This window comes from Streptomyces sp. NPDC054842 (genome assembly GCF_053611025.1).
The window spans coordinates 1-18890 of record NZ_JBSGZN010000050.1 but is presented as its reverse complement, the minus strand read 5'-3'; the positions used below and the strand labels follow the sequence as shown (position 1 = coordinate 18890).

The following is an 18890-nucleotide window of genomic DNA, read 5'->3' as shown; positions in this document are numbered from 1 at the left end:
GTGGCAGGAAAACCGGCCAGGCCGGCGAACGCCATCGACCAGACCCGGCGGATGCTGTCGCTGGTGACGTATCTGCGCGAGCGTCCCGGCGCGCGGGTCAGCGATGTCGCCCGCGCCTTCGGGATCAGCGAGGACGAGCTGATCTCCGACCTCGACGTGCTGCCGCTGTGCGGCACCAGCTTCCGCGGCGGCGACCTCCTCGACATCGACACCGACGGCGACCGCATCTGGTGGCACAACCCCGCCGCCCTCGGCGCCGAGGCCGCCGAGCCGCTGCGCCTGGCCGCCGACGAGGCGACCGCCCTGCTCGTGGCCGCCCGCGCCGTCTCCACGCTGCCCGGGCTGCGCGAGGGGGACCGGCAGGCACTGCTGCGGGCCACCGCCAAGGTCGAGGCCGCGGCGGGCGAGGCGGCGGGCGCCAGCTCCCGCCTCTCCGTCACCTTCGAGTCCGAGGGCGGCGTCTTCGCGGACGTCGACCGGGCCATCTCCGAGCGGCGCCGGCTGTGGATCCGCTACTACTCGCCCGCCCGCGACGAGCTCTCCGAGCGCGAGATCGACCCCATCCGCCTGGTCAGCGTCGGCCACACCTACGTCGAGGCGTGGTGCCGGCGCTCCGAGGCCCGCCGCACGTTCCGGCTGGACCGGGTCGCCGAGATCCGCATCCTCGACGAGCCGTCCGCGCCGCCCGAGATCGAGCTGCGGGACCTCTCCGAGGGCCTGGTGCAGCCCGCCGCCGAGGACCCCGAGGTGGTCATCGAGGTCGGACCCGGCGGACGCTGGGTCGCCGAGTACTACCCGCACGACAGCGCCGAGGAACTGCCCGACGGCGGACTGCGGATCACGCTGCGCGCCCCCGACCCCGCCTCGCTGCGCCGGCTCGCGCTGCGGCTCGGCGGCGACGGCCGGATCGTGTCGCCGCAGGACCTCGCGGACAGCGCCCGCCGAGCCGCCCGCGAGGCGCTCGCGGCGTACGACGAGCCCGCGCCGCGCGCGGCCCTCGGCGCACCCCGTCCGGCCGCCGGGCAGGACGGGCCCCATGGAGTCCAGGACGGGCTGTACGACAGGCAGGAGCAAGGGCTTTGAGCACGTCGGCGATCTCTGGTTCACGTGACATGTCGGTGTCCTCGGCCTTCGCCGGGATGACGAGAGTGGCTCCCGTGCTGTTCAGAGCCGCCTGCCCCGACTGCCGGGGCCGCTTCGAGCTGTCGGCGGCGGCGCTGCGGCTGGCCATCGGAGCCAGCAGCCGCACCACCTTCTACTCCTTCACCTGTCCCGAGTGCGGGGAGGCCGTGCGCAGGCCCGCCGGGGAGCGGATCATCGAGCTGCTCACCGGCGGCGGGGTGCGGACGCTGCGTCTGCACTCAAGGATCTGAGCGCAGAGGCTAGGGTCGACGACATGTTCTGGCCGATGTTCGCGATCGCTGTGGGTTTCCTGGGAATTGCCGTACTCTGCGTGCTGGCCGTCCGCGTCTTCGTGGAGGCGGAGCGCCTGGGCCGGCAGGTGGCCGACTCCGCCCAGCGCATCGGCCGGGCCGCGGAGGACCTGGAGCGCGCCGCCGTGACCACCGCGCGCTCGGTGGACGCCCTGTGAGCCGTGCGGTCCCGGGGCCTGTCGTTCCCGCCGGCCCGGCCGTGGCCGGCGGTTCGTCCCGCGCGACGCCGGCATGATCCCAACGGCGGCGCCCAGCGGCTCCAACGGCTTCCGGCCTGTCGGCCTCAGGGTGCGGCCGGGTACGCTGCTTGCAGTGGCCCGGATACGAGGCGCGGGTCGCGAACTGGGAGTACGCACAGGGATTGCCCCGCGTTCACCCCTGAGCGTTACGATCGCTGGCAGCACGACGGCCGGACACGCGTCCGACCGATCGAACAGCACCCATTCCATGCCGCCTCGGTGAGAAGGTAAAGACTTATGTTCGGAAGGCTCGGCGCCCCCGAGATCATTCTCATCCTCGTCGTCATCATCCTGCTGTTCGGCGCGAAGAAGCTTCCGGACATGGCGCGCTCCCTCGGCAAGTCCGCTCGCATCCTCAAGAGCGAGGCCAAGGCCATGAAGTCGGAGGGCCAGGACTCCTCGACCCCCGCGGGCCCGCCGAACACGGACGAGCAGCCTCCCTCTCAGCGCACCATCCAGGCCGCGCCCGGCGACGTGACCAGCTCGCGCCCGGTGGCCGAGCCGACGGACACGACCAAGCGCTGACGCAGGGCCGGACACCTCCGGCCCGCCGCACGAGATGAGGACGTGGGTTGCTCAAGCCTGCCCGCAAGAAGGAGAAGGATCCCGAGGGGCGGATGCCCCTCGCGGAACACCTTCGTGAGCTCCGCAACCGGCTCGCGAAGGCGATGCTGGCCATCGTCGCCGTCACGGTCGTCGCCGCCTTCTTCTACAACGACATCGTCAATCTCATCACCCGGCCGATCCTCGACTCGGTCGGCTGTGATCAGACCTTCGAGCAGTTGGCAAAGTCGTCGTCGGAGCCCTGTGCGCAGATCACCATCAACGGACTCCTCACGCCGTTCACGCTGGCCCTGAAGGTCTCGCTGATGGCGGGTGTCGTCCTGGCGTCGCCGGTCTGGCTGTACCAGTTGTGGGGCTTCGTCGCCCCCGGCCTGCACCGGCACGAGAAGAAGTACGCCTACGCCTTCGTCTGCACAGGGGTCCCGCTCTTCCTGGGGGGCGCGTACTTCGCCTACCGGGTGCTGCCCACCACGGCGAAGGTGCTGCTCGACTTCACTCCGGACGGTACCTCCAACCTCCTGCCGCTGGACGATCTCCTCGACCTCGTCACGCGCATGGTGCTCGTCTTCGGTCTCTCCTTCGAGCTGCCTCTGCTGCTGATCTTCCTCAACCTCACCGGGGCGATCACCGGCAAGCGGATGCTCGGCTGGTGGCGCGCCATGATCATGGGCATCACGGTCTTCGCCGCCATCGCCACGCCCAGCACGGACCCGTTGACCATGCTGGCGCTCGCCGGACCGATCTGGGTTCTCTACTTCGGCGCCGTCGCCTTCTCCCTCCTGAACGACCGGCGCCGGCGCCGCAGGGCCGCACTGGAGCCCGACGACGACGAGGCCTCCGAGCTGGACCTCACGCCCGAGGACATCGGTGCCATCGAGCCCGTGTCGGCCGGCCGGACCCTGCCCGAGCAGGCGGCGACGGACCGGGTCAACGGTTATGACGACGTGACCTGACAAGGGCCGTGACCTCGTAGGGTCGGGCCGTGACCAGCGAGATCACCCTTGTCGTCAACCCCACCGCGGGCCGCGGCCGGGGCGCCCGCGCGGCGCAGCCGGCCGCTTCCGCGTTGCGGGCGGCGGGCTTCGCGGTGCGTACCGTCCTCGGGCGGGACGCCGCGGACGCGCTCGCACGCGCCCGTGCCGCCGTCGCGGAGGGCACCGGCGCCCTGGTGGCCGTCGGCGGCGACGGCATGGTCAACCTGGCGCTGCAGGCCGTCGCCGGGACCCGTACGCCGCTCGGGCTGGTCGCCGTCGGCACCGGCAACGACTTCGCGCGCGCCCTCGGACTGCCGCTGGGCGACCCGGCGGCCGCGGGACGGCAGATCGCCGACGCCCTCAGGGATGCCCGGCTTCGCGACGTCGACCTGGGGCGTGTGGGCGGCACCTGGTTCGGCACCGTCCTCGCCTCCGGCTTCGACTCCCGGGTCAACGACCGCGGCAACCGCATGCGCCGGCCGGCGGGCCGCCTCAAGTACGACCTCGCGATGCTCGCGGAGCTGGCGTCCTTCAAGCCGTTCCCGTACCGCATCACCCTGGACGGCGGGCGGGCCCTTGAGATCGAGGCGACCCTGGTGGCCGTCGGCAACGGCTCGTCGTACGGCGGCGGCATGCGGATCTGCGCCGACGCCGATCTCGGCGACGGGCTGTTCGACGTCACCGTCGTCGGGGACTGCAGCCGCACGACCCTCCTCAGGGTGTTCCCGAAGGTCTACAAGGGCACGCACCTCTCCCATCCCAAGGTCACCGTCCACCGCGCGGCCAGGGTCGGGCTCGTGGCCGAGGGCGTCACCGGGTACGCCGACGGGGAGCCGCTCGGACCGCTGCCGCTGACCGCCGAGTGCGTGCCCGGAGCCGTTCGCGTGGCCGTGCCCTGACCCGCTGAGCTGGGCGGATCCGGGTTCGCGGACAGCGGATCCGCATAATGATCGTCCGGTTGTCGGTGGGGGCCGGTAGTCTCGAAAGCACGATGACAGAGGACCTCTCACCGGCCGAGCGGTACGCGGCAGCACGGAAGCGCGCTGCCGAGCAGGCCACCGCGCTCGCCTCCTTCCGCGAGATGTACGACTTCGGCCTCGACCCCTTCCAGATCGAGGCCTGCCAGGCGCTCGAAGCCGGCAAGGGTGTGCTCGTGGCCGCGCCCACGGGCTCGGGCAAGACGATCGTCGGCGAGTTCGCCGTCCACCTCGCCCTCCAGCAGGGCAAGAAGTGCTTCTACACCACCCCCATCAAGGCGCTCTCCAACCAGAAGTACACCGACCTCGCCCGCCGGTACGGCGCGGACAAGGTCGGGCTCCTGACCGGCGACAACAGCGTCAATTCCGACGCCCCGGTGGTCGTGATGACCACCGAGGTGCTGCGGAACATGCTCTACGCGGGCTCGCAGACCCTGCGCGGCCTCGGCTACGTCGTCATGGACGAGGTGCACTACCTCTCCGACCGCTTCCGCGGCGCCGTCTGGGAAGAGGTGATCATCCACCTCCCCGAGTCGGTGACGCTGGTGTCTCTCTCGGCGACCGTGTCGAACGCCGAGGAGTTCGGCGACTGGCTGGACACGGTGCGCGGCGACACCCAGGTGATCGTCTCCGAGCACCGGCCCGTCCCGCTGTTCCAGCACGTGCTGGCCGGACGGCGGATGTACGACCTCTTCGAGGAGGGGGAGGGCCACAAGAAGGCCGTCAACCCCGACCTCACGCGCCTGGCGCGGATGGAGGCGAGCCGTCCGTCCTACCAGGACCGCAAGCGGGGCCGCGCCATGCGCGAGGCCGACCGGGAGCGCGAGCGCCGGCAGCGCTCGCGGGTGTGGACGCCGAGCCGGCCCGAGGTCATCGAGCGGCTCGACGCGGAGGGACTGCTGCCCGCCATCACGTTCATCTTCAGCCGCGCGGCCTGCGAGGCCGCCGTCCAGCAGTGCCTGTACGCGGGCCTGCGGCTGAACGACGACGAGGCCCGGTCGAGGGTGCGCGAGCTCGTCGAGGAGCGCACGGCGTCCATCCCCACGGAGGATCTGCACGTCCTCGGCTACTACGAGTGGCTGGAGGGCCTGGAGCGGGGCATCGCGGCCCACCACGCGGGCATGCTCCCGACCTTCAAGGAGGTCGTCGAGGAGCTCTTCGTGCGCGGTCTGGTCAAGGCCGTCTTCGCCACGGAGACCCTCGCGCTCGGGATCAACATGCCGGCCCGCTCGGTGGTGCTGGAGAAGCTGGTCAAGTGGAACGGCGAGCAGCACGCGGACATCACCCCCGGTGAGTACACGCAGCTGACCGGCCGCGCCGGGCGCCGCGGCATCGACATCGAGGGCCACGCGGTGGTGCTGTGGCAGCGCGGCAGCAGCCCCGAGCACCTGGCGGGGCTGGCGGGCACGCGCACGTATCCGCTGCGCTCCAGCTTCAAGCCGTCGTACAACATGGCGGTGAACCTGGTCGAGCAGTTCGGCCGGCACCGCTCGCGTGAGCTGCTGGAGACCTCGTTCGCCCAGTTCCAGGCGGACAAGTCGGTCGTCGGCATCTCCCGGCAGGTGCAGCGCAACGAGGAGGGTCTCGAGGGCTACAAGGAGTCCATGACCTGCCACCTCGGGGACTTCGAGGAGTACGCGCGGCTGCGCCGGGAGCTCAAGGACCGCGAGACCGAGCTCGCCAAGCAGGGCGCGGCGCAGCGCCGGGCCGAGGCGGCCGTCGCCCTGGAGAGGCTCAAGCCGGGCGACGTCATCCACGTGCCGACGGGCAAGTACGCGGGTCTGGCCCTGGTGCTTGATCCGGGCCTGCCCGCCGGGCGGTCCAACGGCCACCGGGGCTTCGAGCACGTCGACGGGCCGCGTCCCCTCGTGCTCACCGCCGAACGCCAGGTGAAGCGGCTGGCCTCGATCGACTTCCCGGTGCCCGTGGAGGCGCTGGAGCGGATGCGGATCCCGAAGTCCTTCAACGCGCGCTCGCCGCAGTCGCGCCGGGACCTGGCCTCCGCGCTGCGCACCAAGGCGGGGCACATCGTCCCGGACCGGCTGCACAAGAAGCGCTCGGCCGCGGCCGACGACCGGGAGATCGCCCGGCTGCGGACCGCTCTGCGGGCGCACCCCTGCCACGGGTGCAGCGACCGCGAGGACCACGCCCGTTGGGCCGAGCGCTACCACCGGCTGCTGCGCGACACCTCGCAGCTGGAGCGCCGCATCGAGGGCCGGACGAACACCATCGCCCGCACCTTCGACCGCATCGTCGCGCTGCTCACCGAGCTGGACTACCTGCGGGGCGACGAGGTCACCGAGCACGGCAAGCGGCTCGCCCGGCTCTACGGCGAACTCGACCTGCTGGCCAGCGAATGCCTGCGCGCCGGTGTCTGGGAGGGCCTCGGCCCGGCCGAACTGGCCGCGTGCGTCTCCGCGTTGGTGTACGAGTCCCGGGTCGGGGACGACGCCATGGCGCCGAAGGTGCCGTCCGGCAAGGCCAAGGCGGCGCTCGGCGAGATGGTCCGCATCTGGGGCCGCCTCGACGGCCTGGAGGAGGACTTCCGGATCAGGCAGACCGAGGGCGTCGGCCAGCGTGAGCCGGACCTCGGCTTCGCCTGGGCCGCCTATCAGTGGGCGTCCGGCAAGGGCCTCGACGAGGTGCTGCGCGAGGCCGAGATGCCCGCCGGTGACTTCGTGCGCTGGTGCAAGCAGGTCATCGACGTGCTGGGCCAGATCTCGGCTGCCGCGCCGGTCTCCGGGCAGACCTCGACGGTCGCGAAGAACGCCCGCAAGGCGGTCGACGGACTGCTCCGCGGGGTCGTGGCCTACTCCTCGGTCGGGTAGCCGGCCGTCGTCCCCGCCGTACGGTGCGCCGTCCCCGCGAGGGGGCGGCGCTTCCGTCTTCCCGGGGCCCGACGGGCGGGGCCGCTCTTCGAGGGCGACGGAGAGGGCGAGAGCGGCCGAGGTCAGCTGCCGGACCCTGGCGGGACGGTTTTCGCATGCCTGTGCGTGGTCACACACCGTGTGCGAATGGAGCCTGAGCGTGTAAATGGGGCTGAGAGTACTCCTGTTCCGCAGGCGAATTCAGGGGCTTGCCGAATATGACTCCGCGATGATCCGGTCGGACTAAGCTCGCCCGCAGCGCACCGAGTTGGGACGTATTCGTGCGCTTGTTCCCCATAGTTCCGAAGGTCCCGAACAATCCCCCCAAACCCCAGCCGATTTGTCTCAGAGGGCATACATGGTGAGTGTTCAATCGCCTCCCGGTGGCCGTGAACTTCCCTACGCGCGCGTGCTGTTGCTGCCGGCCATACTGATGGCCGCGGTCTCCGGGGCCGCCGTCGCCCTGGTGGCGGAGCCGGCCCGGACGGCCGTCGGCTGGTGCGGTGCCGTGGCCACGCTCCTGGTGATCGTGTCCGGCGCCGAAGCGGTCCGCCGCGGCCGCGTCACCCGCGCGCTGCGTGCCGAACTCGCGCACCGGACCGCGCTGCTGGAGCAGCGCATCGCCGGCCACGACCAGGAGATCGTGCACCTCGGCGCCGAACTCCTGCCGACCGCGCTGCACCGGCTGCGCGGCGGGGAATCGCCCTCCGGGGTGATGCGCACCTACGTCGACGTCGACCCGCGCTACCGCGAACTCCCCAAGTCCCAGCGCGACTTGATCAAGGCCGTGCTCGACATCGTGGACCACGAGACGGCGCTGCGCGACTCCGCCCAGCGTGCCTTCGTCAACATCGCCCGGCGCGTCCAGGCGATCGTCCACCAGCAGGCCAAGGAGCTCCGCGAGATGGAGGAGGACCACGGCCGCAACCCCGAGGTCTTCGACGACCTGCTGCGCATCGACCACGGCACCGCCCTGATCGGCCGCCTCGCCGACTCCATCGCGGTGCTCGGCGGTGGCCGTCCCGGACGCCAGTGGCCCAAGCCCGTACCGCTGTTCAGCGTGTTGCGCGGCGCGATGTCCCGGATCCTGGAGTACCGCCGCATCGAACTCCACTCGATCGCGGAGGTCGCCGTCAACGGCGTCTCCGTCGAGCCGCTCATCCACGCCTGCGCCGAACTCCTCGACAACGCCACGCGCTACTCGCCCCCGCAGACCAAGGTGCACGTCACCGCCGTGGAGGTGCAGACCGGCATCGCCATCGAGATCGAGGACGGCGGGGTCAGCCTCAGCGAGGAGGCCCGCGGCCGGGCGGAGAACATGCTCCGGATGGCCCAGGCCGGCATCGACCTGAACGACCTCGGCGAGACCCCGCGCCTCGGCATGGCCGTCGTCGGACGCCTCTCGCAGATGTACAACATGCAGATCTCGCTCCGGCAGTCCGCGTACGGCGGCGTCCGCGCCGTCCTCGTGGTGCCGCGCGACATGCTCACCACCGGGGACGCCCCCGGACTCGCCCACGGCATCGGCGCGGCCTCCGTGCCCCGCATGGACACCGGCGGCGTCGAGGGGCCCGCCCGCAAGCCCAAGAAGCGCCGCCCGACCACCGGACCCCGCGTCCCCGCACCGCTGGACGCAGCCATGGAGGACGACACCCCCCAGGTCACCGAGTGGGCGCCCAACGGGCTCCCGCAGCGCCGCAGCCGCGTCAAGGTCTCGTTCAGCCAGCGGGTCGCCGAGGCGCGGGCCGCGGAGGCCGCCGCCGAGGCGGCCCGGGCGGCGGCGCCCGCCTGGGCACCCGAGCCCGTCCCGGAGAAGAAGGAACCCGAACCGGGCCTGTGGGTCGAGGCGTTCATGAACGGACTCAAGGGCGGTGACCCCGATCAGGCCGCCGCGGCCACGACCAACCAGCCGGCCCGTGTCGAGGCCGACGACGAGGGGGACCTCAAGTGATCCAGCAGCGAGCCAACTTCGACTGGATGCTCAAGGAGCTCTCCGACGGCGTCCCGGGCACCCAGCAGATCGTGGTGCTCTCCGCCGACGGCCTGCGCATCGCCCGCTACGGCGGCGACCCGGACGCCGCCGACCGCCTGGCCGCCGCCTGCGCGGGGCTCCAGAGCCTCGCCGGAGCCGTCGCCGGGGAGATCCCCGACAGCGACGGCCGGATGCGCATGGTCATCATCGAGATCGACGGCGGCTACTTCTACCTCATGTCGGCCGGAGCCAACGCCTATCTCGCGGTGCTGGCCGACCAGACCGTGGACGCCGGGCTGATGAGCAACCGCATGCGCGACCTCGTCGTACGGATCGGAGCACATCTGACGAGTCCGCCCAGGCGCAACGGGCAGACCGTATGACTCCTCCGCAACGCCGGCGGCGCCACCCCAAGGAAGAAGAGCCTCCCGAGCCCGTGAAGAAAGCGGGCCAGGACGAGAAGATCCCGGAGCGGCTGTACGTGCTCACGGGCGGTGGCGAGGGCGGTGAGCGCGCCTCGCTCGACCTGGTGACGCTCATCGTGGCGCACACCGACACGCCCCCGCCCAACTTCCAGCCCGAGCAGGCGGCGCTGCTCCGGCTCTGCACGGCCCCCCTGTCCGTGGCCGAGATCTCGGCCTATCTGAATCTGCCGTTCAGCGTGGTGACCGTCCTGCTCACCGAGCTGCTGGCGGCCGAACTGGTGCAGGCGCGCGCCCCGATCGTCCGTTCGGCGCTCCCCGACCGTTCCCTCCTCGAAGCGGTGATGCATGGACTTCAAAAGCTCTGACACCCTCACGGGCCCTCGCGCCGAGGACCATCTGCCGCACACGGCGCAGGCCGCCGTGAAGGTCGTGATCGTGGGCGGCTTCGGAGTCGGCAAGACGACCATGGTGGGCTCCGTCAGCGAGATCAGGCCGCTGACCACCGAGGAGACCATGACGCAGGCCGGCATCGGAGTCGACGACAACTACGGCTCGGAGACCAAGACGGCCACCACCGTCGCCATGGACTTCGGGCGCATCAGCATCACGGAACAACTGGTGCTGTACCTGTTCGGCACGCCCGGCCAGGAACGCTTCTGGTTCCTGTGGAACGGCCTGTTCGAGGGCGCCCTCGGCGCGGTCGTGCTGGTCGACACCCGGCGGCTGGAGGTCAGCTTCGACGTCATCGGCCGCCTGGAGGAGCGCGGCGTGCCGTTCGTCATCGCCATAAACGACTTCCCGGACGCGCCGCGCTACCCCGTCGAGGACCTGCGGACGGCGCTCGACCTGGCCGAGGAGATCCCCATCGTGAAGTGCGACGCCCGGCGCCGCGCCTCCAGCCGCGACGTCCTGATGACGCTGATGCGCTTCCTGCACTCGCTGACGATGACGTCGACGTCCGTGTAGCCCGCCTGCGCGCACACCCGCCAACCCCCCTGACAGCAGACCCACTTCAGCCTCGGAGCCACCACCGTGACGTCTGAATCCCACTCCCTGACCGGTATGGACGACCCCGCGCTCGGCCCGCCGCCCGGGTGCCCCGCCCACGGAACCGGCCCCGGCGGACTGCGCCGGCTGTACGGCCCCGAGGCGGAGGACCTGTCGGCGCTGTACGAGAAGCTCCGTGCCGAACACGGCCCGGTGGCACCCGCGTTGCTGCACAACGACGTCCCCATCTGGGTGGTGCTCGGCCACGGCGAGAACCTGCACATGGTGCGCACCCCCTCGCAGTACGCGCGCGACAGCCGCCTGTGGACCGCCGTCCAGAACGGCACGGCGGGCCCCGACCACCCGCTCGCCCCGCACATCACCTGGCAGCCGATCTGCTCCCACGCCGAGGGCGACGAGCACCTGCGGCTACGCGGCGCGGTCACCGGCGCCATGTCGACCATCGACCACCGGGGCATCCGCCGGCACATCAACCGCTTCACCCAGCAGCTGGTCAACGAGTTCTGCGAACGGGGCACCGCCGACCTGGTCAGCCAGTTCGCCGAGCACCTCCCGATGGCCGTGATGTGCGAGATCCTCGGCATGCCCGAGGAATACAACGACCGGATCGTGCAGGCCACCCGCGACATGCTCCGGGGCACCGACACGGCCATCGCCAGCCAGGCCTACGTCATGGGCGCCCTGGAGCGGCTGACCGAACGCCGGCGCGAGACTCCCGGCGAGGACTTCGCGAGCCAGCTGATGAGCCACCCGGCGGGGCTCACCGACGACGAGGTCACCAAACACCTGTGGCTGGTCCTCATGGCGGCGTACGAGGCCACGGCCAACCTCATCGCGAACGTGCTGCGCATGGTCCTCACCGACCCGCGGTTCCGCGCGCAGCTCAGCGGCGGCCAGATGACGGTGCCCGAGGCGGTCGAACAGTCGCTGTGGGACGAGCCGCCGTTCAGCACGGTGTTCGCCTACTTCGCCAAGCAGGACACGGAGCTGGGCGGCCAGCGCATCCGCAGGGGGGACGGACTCCTCTTCGGCATCGCCCCGGGCAACGTCGATCCCCATGTGCGCCCCGACCTCGCGGCGAACATGCAGGGCAACCGCTCCCACCTCGCCTTCGGCGGCGGGCCCCACGAGTGCCCGGGCCAGGACATCGGCCGGGCCATCGCCGACACCGGCGTCGACGCGCTGCTGATGCGCCTGCCGGACGTGCAACTGGCGTGCGAGGAGCACGAGTTGCGCTGGACGTCCTCGATCGCCTCGCGGCACCTTGTCGAACTGCCGGTGCAGTTCGCGCCCAAGGCGCAGCAGGACGTCCAGCAGCGTCCCGCCGCGCATCCGGTGCCGGCGCCCCGGCCGGGCTGGCAGGTCACGACCGCCCCGCCTGAGCCGCGGCAGACGGCGCCCGACCCGGCCTCCGCGCCCGTACCGGAGACGGCGTGGAGCGCGCAGCCGGAGCAGCGGGAGCCGGCGCACGGGCTCGGCGCCTGGCAGCGGTTCCTGCGCTGGTGGCGCGGCTACTGAGCCCAGTCGTCGGGGGCGGACCAGGCGCCGAGCACCCGGCCGCTGGTGAACCGGTGCGCGCGGCCGGTGACCGGATCGGTGAACTCCAGCGTCCGCGCCAGCAGTTGGAGCGGGCGCCGGAAGTCGCCGGCCGGGACGGGGCCGGTCACCACCGGGTAGAGGGGGTCGCCGAGGATCGGCACGCCCGACGCGCTCATGTGCAGACGCAGTTGATGGGTCTGGCCGGTGGCGGGGACGAGCCGGTAGCGGCCGAGCGCGGCGCGGTGCTCGAGCAGCTCGATCCGGCTCTCGGCGTTCGGCTCGCCCTCGACCTCGCGGGCGGTGAGCACACCGCGTTCCTTGACGATCCGGCTGCGGACGGTGCGCGGCAGTTCCAGGCCGGGGGAGTACGGGGCCACCGCCTCGTACTCCTTGCGGACCAGCCGGTCGCGGAAGAGCGTCTGGTACGCGCCGCGCTCCTCGGGGCGCACGGTGAAGAGCACCAGGCCGGCCGTCAGCCGGTCCAGGCGGTGTGCGGCACCGAGCGTGGGGATGCCCAGCTCGCGCCGCAGCCGGGCCAGGGCGGTCTCGGCGACGTGGCCGCCGCGCGGGGTGGTGGCGAGGAAGTGCGGTTTGTCGGCCACGACGATGTGCTCGTCGCGGTGGACGACCTCGATGGGGAACGGCACCCGCTCCTCGTCGGGGAGGTCACGGTGGAACCACACGAACATCCCCGGCGCGTAGGGGGTGTCGGCGCGGACGGGCCGCCCGTCCGCCCCGACGATCAGCCCGTCGCCGAGCATCGCGTCGATCACGCCGTCCCCGGCCGCGAGCCGCTCCACCAGGTGCTCGCGCACGGTGGGCCAGCCGCCCTGGGGAAGCCTGATCCGTACGGGATCCACCCCCGCGCGCTGCGGCAGGGGGGAGGGCGGGATCCGGGGCTTGCGTCTCATCGCGGTCAATCGTACGAGGCACGGTGGGGGCCGCTCGGTGACGGACCCGGGCGTCGAGGAGGGCGCCGGGGTCGGGGCGGGTGCCCGGGGTCCGTCGGGGTCCCGTCCGGCCGTCAGGCGGAGGTCCGCTCCTGCTCCGCCTCGACCTGCGCGTTCCACTCCCGCTTGGAGGCCTGCCAGCCGTCCTCGTTGTGCCCGAGCCGCCAGTACCCGGAGATGGACAGGTCCTCGCGCGGGATCTGGAGCTCGACGCGCAGCATCCGGCGCAGCTCCTTCACGAAGCCCGCCTCGCCGTGCACGAAGGCGTGGAGGCGGCCCCGCGGGAACTCCAGGGCGCGCACGGCCTCCACCAGGGCCGCGCCGACCGGCCGGTCCCCCCGGTGCAGCCAGACGATCTCCGCGTCGGAGTCGATCTTCTGCTCCTCCTCGGGTCCGGAGACCTCCAGGAAGGCCCGGACCTCGGCTCCGTCGGCCAGGGACTCCAGCGCGGCCGCGATGGCGGGCAGCGCGCTCTCGTCGCCGGCGAGCAGGTGCCAGTCGGCGCTCGCGTCCGGGGCGTAGGCACCGCCGGGGCCCAGGAACCGTACGACTTCACCCGGTTGGACGCGCAGCGCCCAGGGGCCGGCCAGTCCCTCGTCGCCGTGCACCACGAAGTCGAGGGTCAACTCGCGCTGTTCGGCGTTCCAGTGGCGCACGGTGTACGTCCGGGTCACGGGCCACTGGTCGCGCGGGAACTCCGCGCGGATCCGCTCGATGTCGAACGGCTCGGGGTAGGTGACGCCCTCCGCCCCGAACAGGAGCTTCACGTAGTGGTCGGTGCAGGTGCCCACGGTGAAGTCGGCGAGGCCGTCGCCGCCGAGCACGACCCGCTGCATGTGCGGGGTCAGGCGTTCGGTCCGCACGACACGCGCGGAGTGGGGCTTCGGGGTCCTGCGTGCCGGACGCTCTGCCATGACGGCCTCCCAGTCGGTGCTTAGGCTTACCTAAGTTAGCATCTGCTCCCAGTTAACACCTCACTCCTGAAGTGTCGCGAGCAGCCGCTGCAGGGATCCACCCAGACTCCAGCGCGAGGCCAGCGCCGCCACAGCCGACGGATCGCGGGGCGCGTGCGGCAGCGCGGTGTCGACGTCCGGAAGCGGAACGTCCCCGGCGACCCGGACGACCTTGGGCGCCACCTCCACGTAGGGCCGCGCCTCGTCCAGGCGGCGGCGCTGCGACGGCGTCAGCCGGGACTTCGGGTCGTCGACCGCGGCCATGATGCCGGCCAGGTCCCCGAACTCGGCGAGCAGCTTCGCGGCCGTCTTCTCCCCGATGCCCGGGACGCCCGGCAGCCCGTCGCTGGGGTCGCCGCGCAGCAGCGCCAGATCCACGTACCCCGCGCCGTCGACCCCGTACTTCTCGCGCAGCCACGCCTCGTCGGTGAGCTGGAGCGAGGCGACGCCCTTGAGCGGGTACAGGACGCGGATGCCCCGGTCGTCGTCGACCAGCTGGTACAGGTCGCGGTCGCCGGTGACGATGTCGACCGGGCCCGTGGCGCGCCCGGCGAAGGTGCCGATCACGTCGTCCGCCTCGTACCCCTCGACGCCCACGCGGGCGATGCCGAGCGCGTCGAGCACGGCCTCGATGACGGGGACCTGCGGCGACAGGGTGTCCGGCACCTCCTCCTCGTCCGGGCCGAGCGCGCGCTCCTCGGCCACCCGGTGCGCCTTGTAGGACGGGATGAGGTCGACCCGCCACTGGGGTCGCCAGTCGGCGTCCATACAGGCCACCAGGTCGTCCGGCCGGTGGTCCTTGACCAGGCGGTCGATGAAATCGAGGAGTCCGCGCACGGCGTTCACCGGGGTGCCGTCCGGTGCCTTCACCGAGTCGGGGACCCCGAAGTAGGCCCGGAAGTACAGGGAGGCGGTGTCGAGCAGCATCAGGCGTCTGGTCACCCTCCGCATCATGCCGTACGCCACCGACAGTCACCGGCCGCGCGGAGCCCGGTGCCCCGGCGGGGCGCGAGGCCCCTCTACAGGGGAAACGTGGACGCGCTGTGAACTGGGCCACTCCCGCGTTTGGCTCGCACAAGCAAGGGCAGGTGCCGGGCCGGAGCAAGCCGGTCGCATCTTCAACAACTGCTGACGAACGCCATCCGGCCGTGCGGACAGAACCCGCCTCGCTCCACGGCCCGCCGGCGGGGGAGGCGGGCCGTCGTTGTTTCGACATGAGAGGCGCCCGTGGCATCCAGGCTGGAAGCGGAACATCTGTACAAGGTGTTCGGCAGACGACCCGAAGAGGCGGTGCAACGGCTCCGTGCGGGAGCCGACCGCGAGGAACTACGGGAGAACGGCGCCACCGCCGCCGTGATCGACGCCTCGTTCACGGTGGAACCGGGCCAGATCTTCGTGGTCATGGGCCTGTCCGGGTCGGGCAAGTCCACGCTGCTGCGCATGCTCAACGGGTTGCTGGAGCCGACCTCCGGACAGGTGCGCTTCGACGGCCAGGACCTGACGGGTCTCAGCCCGCGGGCCCTGCGCGAGGTCCGCTCCAGGAAGATCAGCATGGTCTTCCAGCACTTCGCGCTGTTCCCGCACCGCAGCGTCCGCGAGAACGCCGCCTACGGCCTGGAGGTCCAGGGCGTGCCGGCCGCCGAACGCAGGGAGCGCGCCGGGCAGGCGCTCGAACTGGTCGGCCTCGCCGGCTGGGAGGACTCCTGGCCCGACGAGCTGTCCGGCGGCATGCAGCAGCGCGTGGGCCTGGCCCGCGCGCTCGCCACCGACGCCGATCTGCTGCTGATGGACGAGTCCTTCAGCGCGCTCGACCCGCTGATCCGGCGTGACATGCAGGACCAGCTGACGGAGCTGCAGAAGAAGCTCAAGAAGACCATCGTCTTCATCACGCACGACCTCAACGAGGCCATGCGGCTGGGCGACCGGATCGCCGTGATGCGCGACGGCCGCATCGTCCAGACCGGCACCGCCGAGGACATCCTGGTGCGCCCCGCGAACGACTACGTCGCCTCCTTCACCCAGGACGTCGACCGCTCCCGGGTGCTCACCGCGGAATCCGTGATGGACACGGACGTGCACGGCGACGAGGCGGACTGCTCCTGCGAGACCGCCACGCCGGACACCTCGTTCACCGAGCTGTGCGCGATCAGCGCCCGGCTGTCGCACCCGGTCGCGGTGCTCGACGGGAAGCGGGGGCTGGTCGGCGTCGTACCCCGGCAGCGGCTCGTCGGCTTCCTCGGCGACCAGCAGGGGGAGCCCGCGTCCTGCGGCACCCCGGGCGGCACCGGCGTCCAGGCGGTGAAGGCCGGTGCCTAGGATCCCCTTCGGCGACTGGGTCAACGACGCGGTCGACTGGCTGCTGAACCACATGTCGTGGCTCTTCGACTTCCTCAAGACGGTCTTCCTGGGCACCTTCGACGGCATCGACGCCGTCCTCCAGGCCCCCGAACCGCTGCTCCTCGCCGGTATCTTCGCCGTGATCGCCTTCTGGCTGCGCGGCACCTCCGCCGGTGTCCTCACCTTCGTGGGCTTCGCCTTCATCGACTCCCTCGAACTGTGGGAGGACGCGATGGTGACCCTGTCGCTCGTCCTCGTGGCCACGCTCATCGCCCTGGTGATCTCCGTGCCCGTGGGCATCTGGGCGGCGCGCTCCGACCGGGTCAGCGGACTGGTCCGGCCGGTCCTCGACTTCATGCAGACGCTGCCCGCGATGATCTACCTCATCCCGGCGATCCTCTTCTTCGGCACCGGAGCCCCCGCGGGCATCGTGGCCACCCTGATCTTCGCGCTGGCACCCGGCGTGCGGATGACGGAGCTCGGCATACGCCAGGTCGACAAGGAACTGGTCGAGGCAGCCGACGCGTTCGGCACCACACCCGGCAACACCCTGCTGCGCATCCAGCTGCCCCTGGCGCTGCCCACCGTCATGGCCGGCGTCAACCAGGTCATCATGCTGGGCCTGTCCATGGCCGCCATCGCCGGCATGGTCGGCACCGGCGGTCTGGGCGGCGACGTCAACGAGGCCATCGGCCAGCTCAACGTGGGCCTCGGCTCCGAGGCCGGTGTCGCCATCGTCATCCTCGCCATCTACCTGGACCGCATGACGAGCGCCCTGGGCACCCAGGTCTCGCCGCTCGGCCGCCGCGCCGCCGCCAAGCTGCGGGCCGCGCGGGGACTCACCCTCTGGTCCTACCGCCCCCGCCCGGCCGTCGCCGTCGTCGGAGTGGTCGTGCTCGCGCTGGTCGCGGGCGGCATGGGCGTCTTCGGCGGGTCCGGGGACGGCACCACCGCCGCCTCCGACGGCAGGAACGTCGGCCAGGGCAAGAAGATCACCATCGGCTACATCCCCTGGGACGAGGGCGTCGCCTCCACCTTCCTGTGGAAGGAGATCCTGGAGGAGCGCGGCTACGAGGTCGACACCAAGCAGTTCGACGCCGGACCGCTCTACACCTCCCTCGCGCAGGGCGACATCGACTTCCAGACCGACTCCTGGCTGCCGACCACGCACGCGGAGTACTGGAAGAAGTACGGCGAGCAGCTCGACGACCTGGGGTCCTGGTACGGCCCGACGTCCCTGGAGCTGAGCGTGCCCGCGTACATGAAGGACATCGACTCCCTGGCCGATCTCAAGGGCCGGGCGGACGAGTTCGGCGGCAGGATCACCGGCATCGAGCCGAGCGCCGGGATGATGGGCCTGCTCAAGAGCAAGGTGCTCAAGGAGTACGGGCTCGACAAGGAGTACGAGGTCGTCGACAGCTCCACGCCCGCGATGCTGGCCGAGCTGAAGCGCGCGTACGCCAAGAAGAAGCCGGTCGCCGTCACCCTGTGGTCGCCGCACTGGGCGTACAGCGACTACCGGCTGAAGAAGCTCAAGGACCCCAAGGGCGCCTGGGGCAAGGGCGACGGAGTGCACACCCTCTCCCGCAAGGGCTTCGCCCAGGGCGACCCGGTCGTCGCCAAGTGGCTCAAGGACTTCCGGATGACCGAGAAGCAGCTCACCGGTCTCGAGGCGGAGATCAACAAGGCGGGCAAGGGCAGGCAGCAGGACGCCGTGCGCGCCTGGCTGAAGCGGAACCCCGGTGTCGTCGACAAGCTGGCCCCGGTCAAGAGCGCCTCGGACGCCCCGGCCGAGGCGAAGCGCGCGGTGAACGTCGCCTGGTTCCCCTGGGACGAGGACGTCGCCGTCACCTACCTCTGGAAGAACGTCCTGGCCCGGCGCGGCTACACGCTGAACCTCAAGCAGATGGACGTCGGCCCCGTCTACACCGGCCTCGCGAGCGGTGACCTCGATGTCAACTTCGACGCGTGGCTGCCCTACGCGCAGAAGAACTACTGGGACAAGCACAAGGACGACCTCAAGGACCTGGGCACCTGGTACGAGCCCACGTCGCTGGAGGTCGCCGTGCCCTCGTACGTCAAGGGCGTGAAGTCCCTTGAGGACCTCAAGGGCAAGGCGGGCACCTTCGACGGGAAGATCATCGGAATCGAGCCGGGCACCGGCGAGATGAACCTCCTGAAGAAGAAGGTCCTGCCCGGCTACGGCCTGGACAAGGAGTACAAGGTCGTCGACGGCTCCACGCCCGCGATGCTGGCCGAGCTGAAGCGCGCGTACGCCAAGAAGGAGCCCGTCGCCGTCGTCCTGTGGTCCCCGCACTGGGCCTACAGCCAGTACGGCCTCACCAAGCTGAAGGACGACAAGAAGCTCTTCGGCGAGGGCAACACGATCCGCACGATCACCAACGAGAAGTTCCCCGCGCGGTATCCGCAGCTCACGAAGTGGATCAAGAACTTCAGGATGAGCGAGGACGAACTCGGCAGCCTGGAGGCCGAGATCAAGGACCGCGGCCAGGGGCACGAGGAGGACGCCGTCGCCGCGTGGCTCAAGGACCACCCGGACCTGGTGGAGCGGATGACCCCGCAGTAAACGCGGGCTTCGCGCCCGGCCGAGGCCGGTCGTCGAGGGGTGGGTCTCGCCGCACGGCTCCCGTG

17 protein-coding genes are annotated in these 18890 nt (G+C 71.3%); 14 read left to right on the top strand and 3 right to left on the bottom strand.

The features are described 5' to 3' along the window. The 12 genes from ACWGIS_RS29965 to ACWGIS_RS29910 all read left to right on the top strand — a co-directional run bounded on the left by ACWGIS_RS29965 (nucleotide 1) and on the right by ACWGIS_RS29910 (nucleotide 11977). On the top strand, nucleotides 1-1083 hold the full coding sequence (locus ACWGIS_RS29965) for a helix-turn-helix transcriptional regulator (protein ID WP_453365598.1): 1083 nt from the start codon (nucleotides 1-3) through the stop codon (nucleotides 1081-1083). A gap of 29 nt (nucleotides 1084-1112) precedes the next feature. Beyond that, nucleotides 1113-1373 carry a hypothetical protein gene (locus tag ACWGIS_RS29960; protein WP_356172563.1) on the top strand — a complete coding sequence of 87 codons (261 nt, stop codon included), beginning with the start codon at nucleotides 1113-1115 and terminating at the stop codon, nucleotides 1371-1373. 23 nt (nucleotides 1374-1396) lie between these two features. Then, nucleotides 1397-1591 carry a hypothetical protein gene (locus ACWGIS_RS29955; RefSeq protein ID WP_453365597.1) on the top strand — a complete coding sequence of 65 codons (195 nt, stop codon included), beginning with the start codon at nucleotides 1397-1399 and terminating at the stop codon, nucleotides 1589-1591. A gap of 318 nt (nucleotides 1592-1909) precedes the next feature. Beyond that, nucleotides 1910-2197, top strand: a complete 288-nt coding sequence (gene tatA, locus ACWGIS_RS29950) for a Sec-independent protein translocase subunit TatA (RefSeq protein WP_453365596.1) — start codon at nucleotides 1910-1912, stop codon at nucleotides 2195-2197. 47 nt (nucleotides 2198-2244) lie between these two features. Further along, nucleotides 2245-3189 (top strand): twin-arginine translocase subunit TatC, encoded by a 945-nt coding sequence (tatC, locus tag ACWGIS_RS29945; protein ID WP_453365595.1) that lies wholly within the window; start codon nucleotides 2245-2247, stop codon nucleotides 3187-3189. A gap of 29 nt (nucleotides 3190-3218) precedes the next feature. After that, the gene (locus ACWGIS_RS29940) at nucleotides 3219-4109 is read left to right on the top strand and encodes a diacylglycerol kinase (protein ID WP_453365594.1); all 891 of its coding nucleotides are present in this window, start codon (nucleotides 3219-3221) and stop codon (nucleotides 4107-4109) included. Nucleotides 4110-4156: 47 nt separating this feature from the next. Beyond that, nucleotides 4157-7015 carry a DEAD/DEAH box helicase gene (locus ACWGIS_RS29935; RefSeq protein WP_453365593.1) on the top strand — a complete coding sequence of 953 codons (2859 nt, stop codon included), beginning with the start codon at nucleotides 4157-4159 and terminating at the stop codon, nucleotides 7013-7015. A 397-nt stretch (nucleotides 7016-7412) separates the two neighbouring features. Beyond that, entirely contained in the window at nucleotides 7413-9005 is a 1593-nt protein-coding gene (locus ACWGIS_RS29930; protein ID WP_453365592.1) for an ATP-binding protein, read from the top strand. Then, nucleotides 9002-9409 (top strand): roadblock/LC7 domain-containing protein, encoded by a 408-nt coding sequence (locus ACWGIS_RS29925; protein ID WP_355782039.1) that lies wholly within the window; start codon nucleotides 9002-9004, stop codon nucleotides 9407-9409. Before ACWGIS_RS29930 ends, ACWGIS_RS29925 begins: the two co-directional genes overlap by 4 nt. Further along, nucleotides 9406-9816, top strand: a complete 411-nt coding sequence (locus ACWGIS_RS29920; RefSeq protein WP_453365591.1) for a DUF742 domain-containing protein — start codon at nucleotides 9406-9408, stop codon at nucleotides 9814-9816. Before ACWGIS_RS29925 ends, ACWGIS_RS29920 begins: the two co-directional genes overlap by 4 nt. Beyond that, complete coding sequence (locus tag ACWGIS_RS29915; RefSeq protein WP_453365590.1) at nucleotides 9797-10417, top strand: GTP-binding protein; 621 nt, start codon at nucleotides 9797-9799, stop codon at nucleotides 10415-10417. The genes ACWGIS_RS29920 and ACWGIS_RS29915 overlap by 20 nt, the downstream gene beginning before the upstream one ends. Nucleotides 10418-10483: 66 nt before the next feature. Then, complete coding sequence (locus ACWGIS_RS29910; RefSeq protein WP_453365589.1) at nucleotides 10484-11977, top strand: cytochrome P450; 1494 nt, start codon at nucleotides 10484-10486, stop codon at nucleotides 11975-11977. On the opposite strand, the gene ACWGIS_RS29905 is transcribed toward ACWGIS_RS29910, so the two are convergent. From ACWGIS_RS29905 to ACWGIS_RS29895, 3 genes are all read right to left on the bottom strand, one after another. Beyond that, nucleotides 11971-12909 carry an RluA family pseudouridine synthase gene (locus tag ACWGIS_RS29905; RefSeq protein WP_453365588.1) on the bottom strand — a complete coding sequence of 313 codons (939 nt, stop codon included), beginning with the start codon at nucleotides 12907-12909 and terminating at the stop codon, nucleotides 11971-11973. The two genes, ACWGIS_RS29910 and ACWGIS_RS29905, sit on opposite strands and share 7 nt — an antisense overlap. A gap of 113 nt (nucleotides 12910-13022) precedes the next feature. After that, nucleotides 13023-13862: a siderophore-interacting protein gene (locus tag ACWGIS_RS29900; protein WP_453365587.1), complete on the bottom strand. Its 840-nt coding sequence runs from the start codon at nucleotides 13860-13862 to the stop codon at nucleotides 13023-13025. Between the two features lie 60 nt (nucleotides 13863-13922). Then, nucleotides 13923-14852, bottom strand: a complete 930-nt coding sequence (locus tag ACWGIS_RS29895) for a 5'-3' exonuclease (protein WP_453365630.1) — start codon at nucleotides 14850-14852, stop codon at nucleotides 13923-13925. A gap of 276 nt (nucleotides 14853-15128) precedes the next feature. Between ACWGIS_RS29895 and ACWGIS_RS29890 the strand changes: the two genes are divergently transcribed. Both ACWGIS_RS29890 and ACWGIS_RS29885 read left to right on the top strand, forming a co-directional pair. After that, complete coding sequence (locus ACWGIS_RS29890) at nucleotides 15129-16217, top strand: quaternary amine ABC transporter ATP-binding protein (RefSeq protein ID WP_453365586.1); 1089 nt, start codon at nucleotides 15129-15131, stop codon at nucleotides 16215-16217. Then, nucleotides 16210-18825 (top strand): ABC transporter permease/substrate binding protein, encoded by a 2616-nt coding sequence (locus tag ACWGIS_RS29885; RefSeq protein WP_453365585.1) that lies wholly within the window; start codon nucleotides 16210-16212, stop codon nucleotides 18823-18825. The genes ACWGIS_RS29890 and ACWGIS_RS29885 overlap by 8 nt, the downstream gene beginning before the upstream one ends. Nucleotides 18826-18890 lie beyond the last annotated feature (65 nt).

What these genes read in the sequence shown, in the direction of transcription:
- ACWGIS_RS29960 (WP_356172563.1), top strand. Translation starts at nt 1,113, where the DNA reads ATGTCGGTGTCCTCGGCCTTCGCCGGGATGACGAGAGTGGCTCCCGTG.
- ACWGIS_RS29955 (WP_453365597.1), top strand. Translation starts at nt 1,397, where the DNA reads ATGTTCTGGCCGATGTTCGCGATCGCTGTGGGTTTCCTGGGAATTGCC.
- tatA (WP_453365596.1), top strand. Translation starts at nt 1,910, where the DNA reads ATGTTCGGAAGGCTCGGCGCCCCCGAGATCATTCTCATCCTCGTCGTC.
- ACWGIS_RS29935 (WP_453365593.1), top strand. Translation starts at nt 4,157, where the DNA reads ATGATCGTCCGGTTGTCGGTGGGGGCCGGTAGTCTCGAAAGCACGATG.
- ACWGIS_RS29930 (WP_453365592.1), top strand. Translation starts at nt 7,413, where the DNA reads ATGGTGAGTGTTCAATCGCCTCCCGGTGGCCGTGAACTTCCCTACGCG.
- ACWGIS_RS29920 (WP_453365591.1), top strand. Translation starts at nt 9,406, where the DNA reads ATGACTCCTCCGCAACGCCGGCGGCGCCACCCCAAGGAAGAAGAGCCT.
- ACWGIS_RS29915 (WP_453365590.1), top strand. Translation starts at nt 9,797, where the DNA reads ATGGACTTCAAAAGCTCTGACACCCTCACGGGCCCTCGCGCCGAGGAC.
- ACWGIS_RS29905 (WP_453365588.1), bottom strand. Translation starts at nt 12,909, where the DNA reads ATGAGACGCAAGCCCCGGATCCCGCCCTCCCCCCTGCCGCAGCGCGCG.
- ACWGIS_RS29900 (WP_453365587.1), bottom strand. Translation starts at nt 13,862, where the DNA reads ATGGCAGAGCGTCCGGCACGCAGGACCCCGAAGCCCCACTCCGCGCGT.
- ACWGIS_RS29895 (WP_453365630.1), bottom strand. Translation starts at nt 14,852, where the DNA reads ATGCGGAGGGTGACCAGACGCCTGATGCTGCTCGACACCGCCTCCCTG.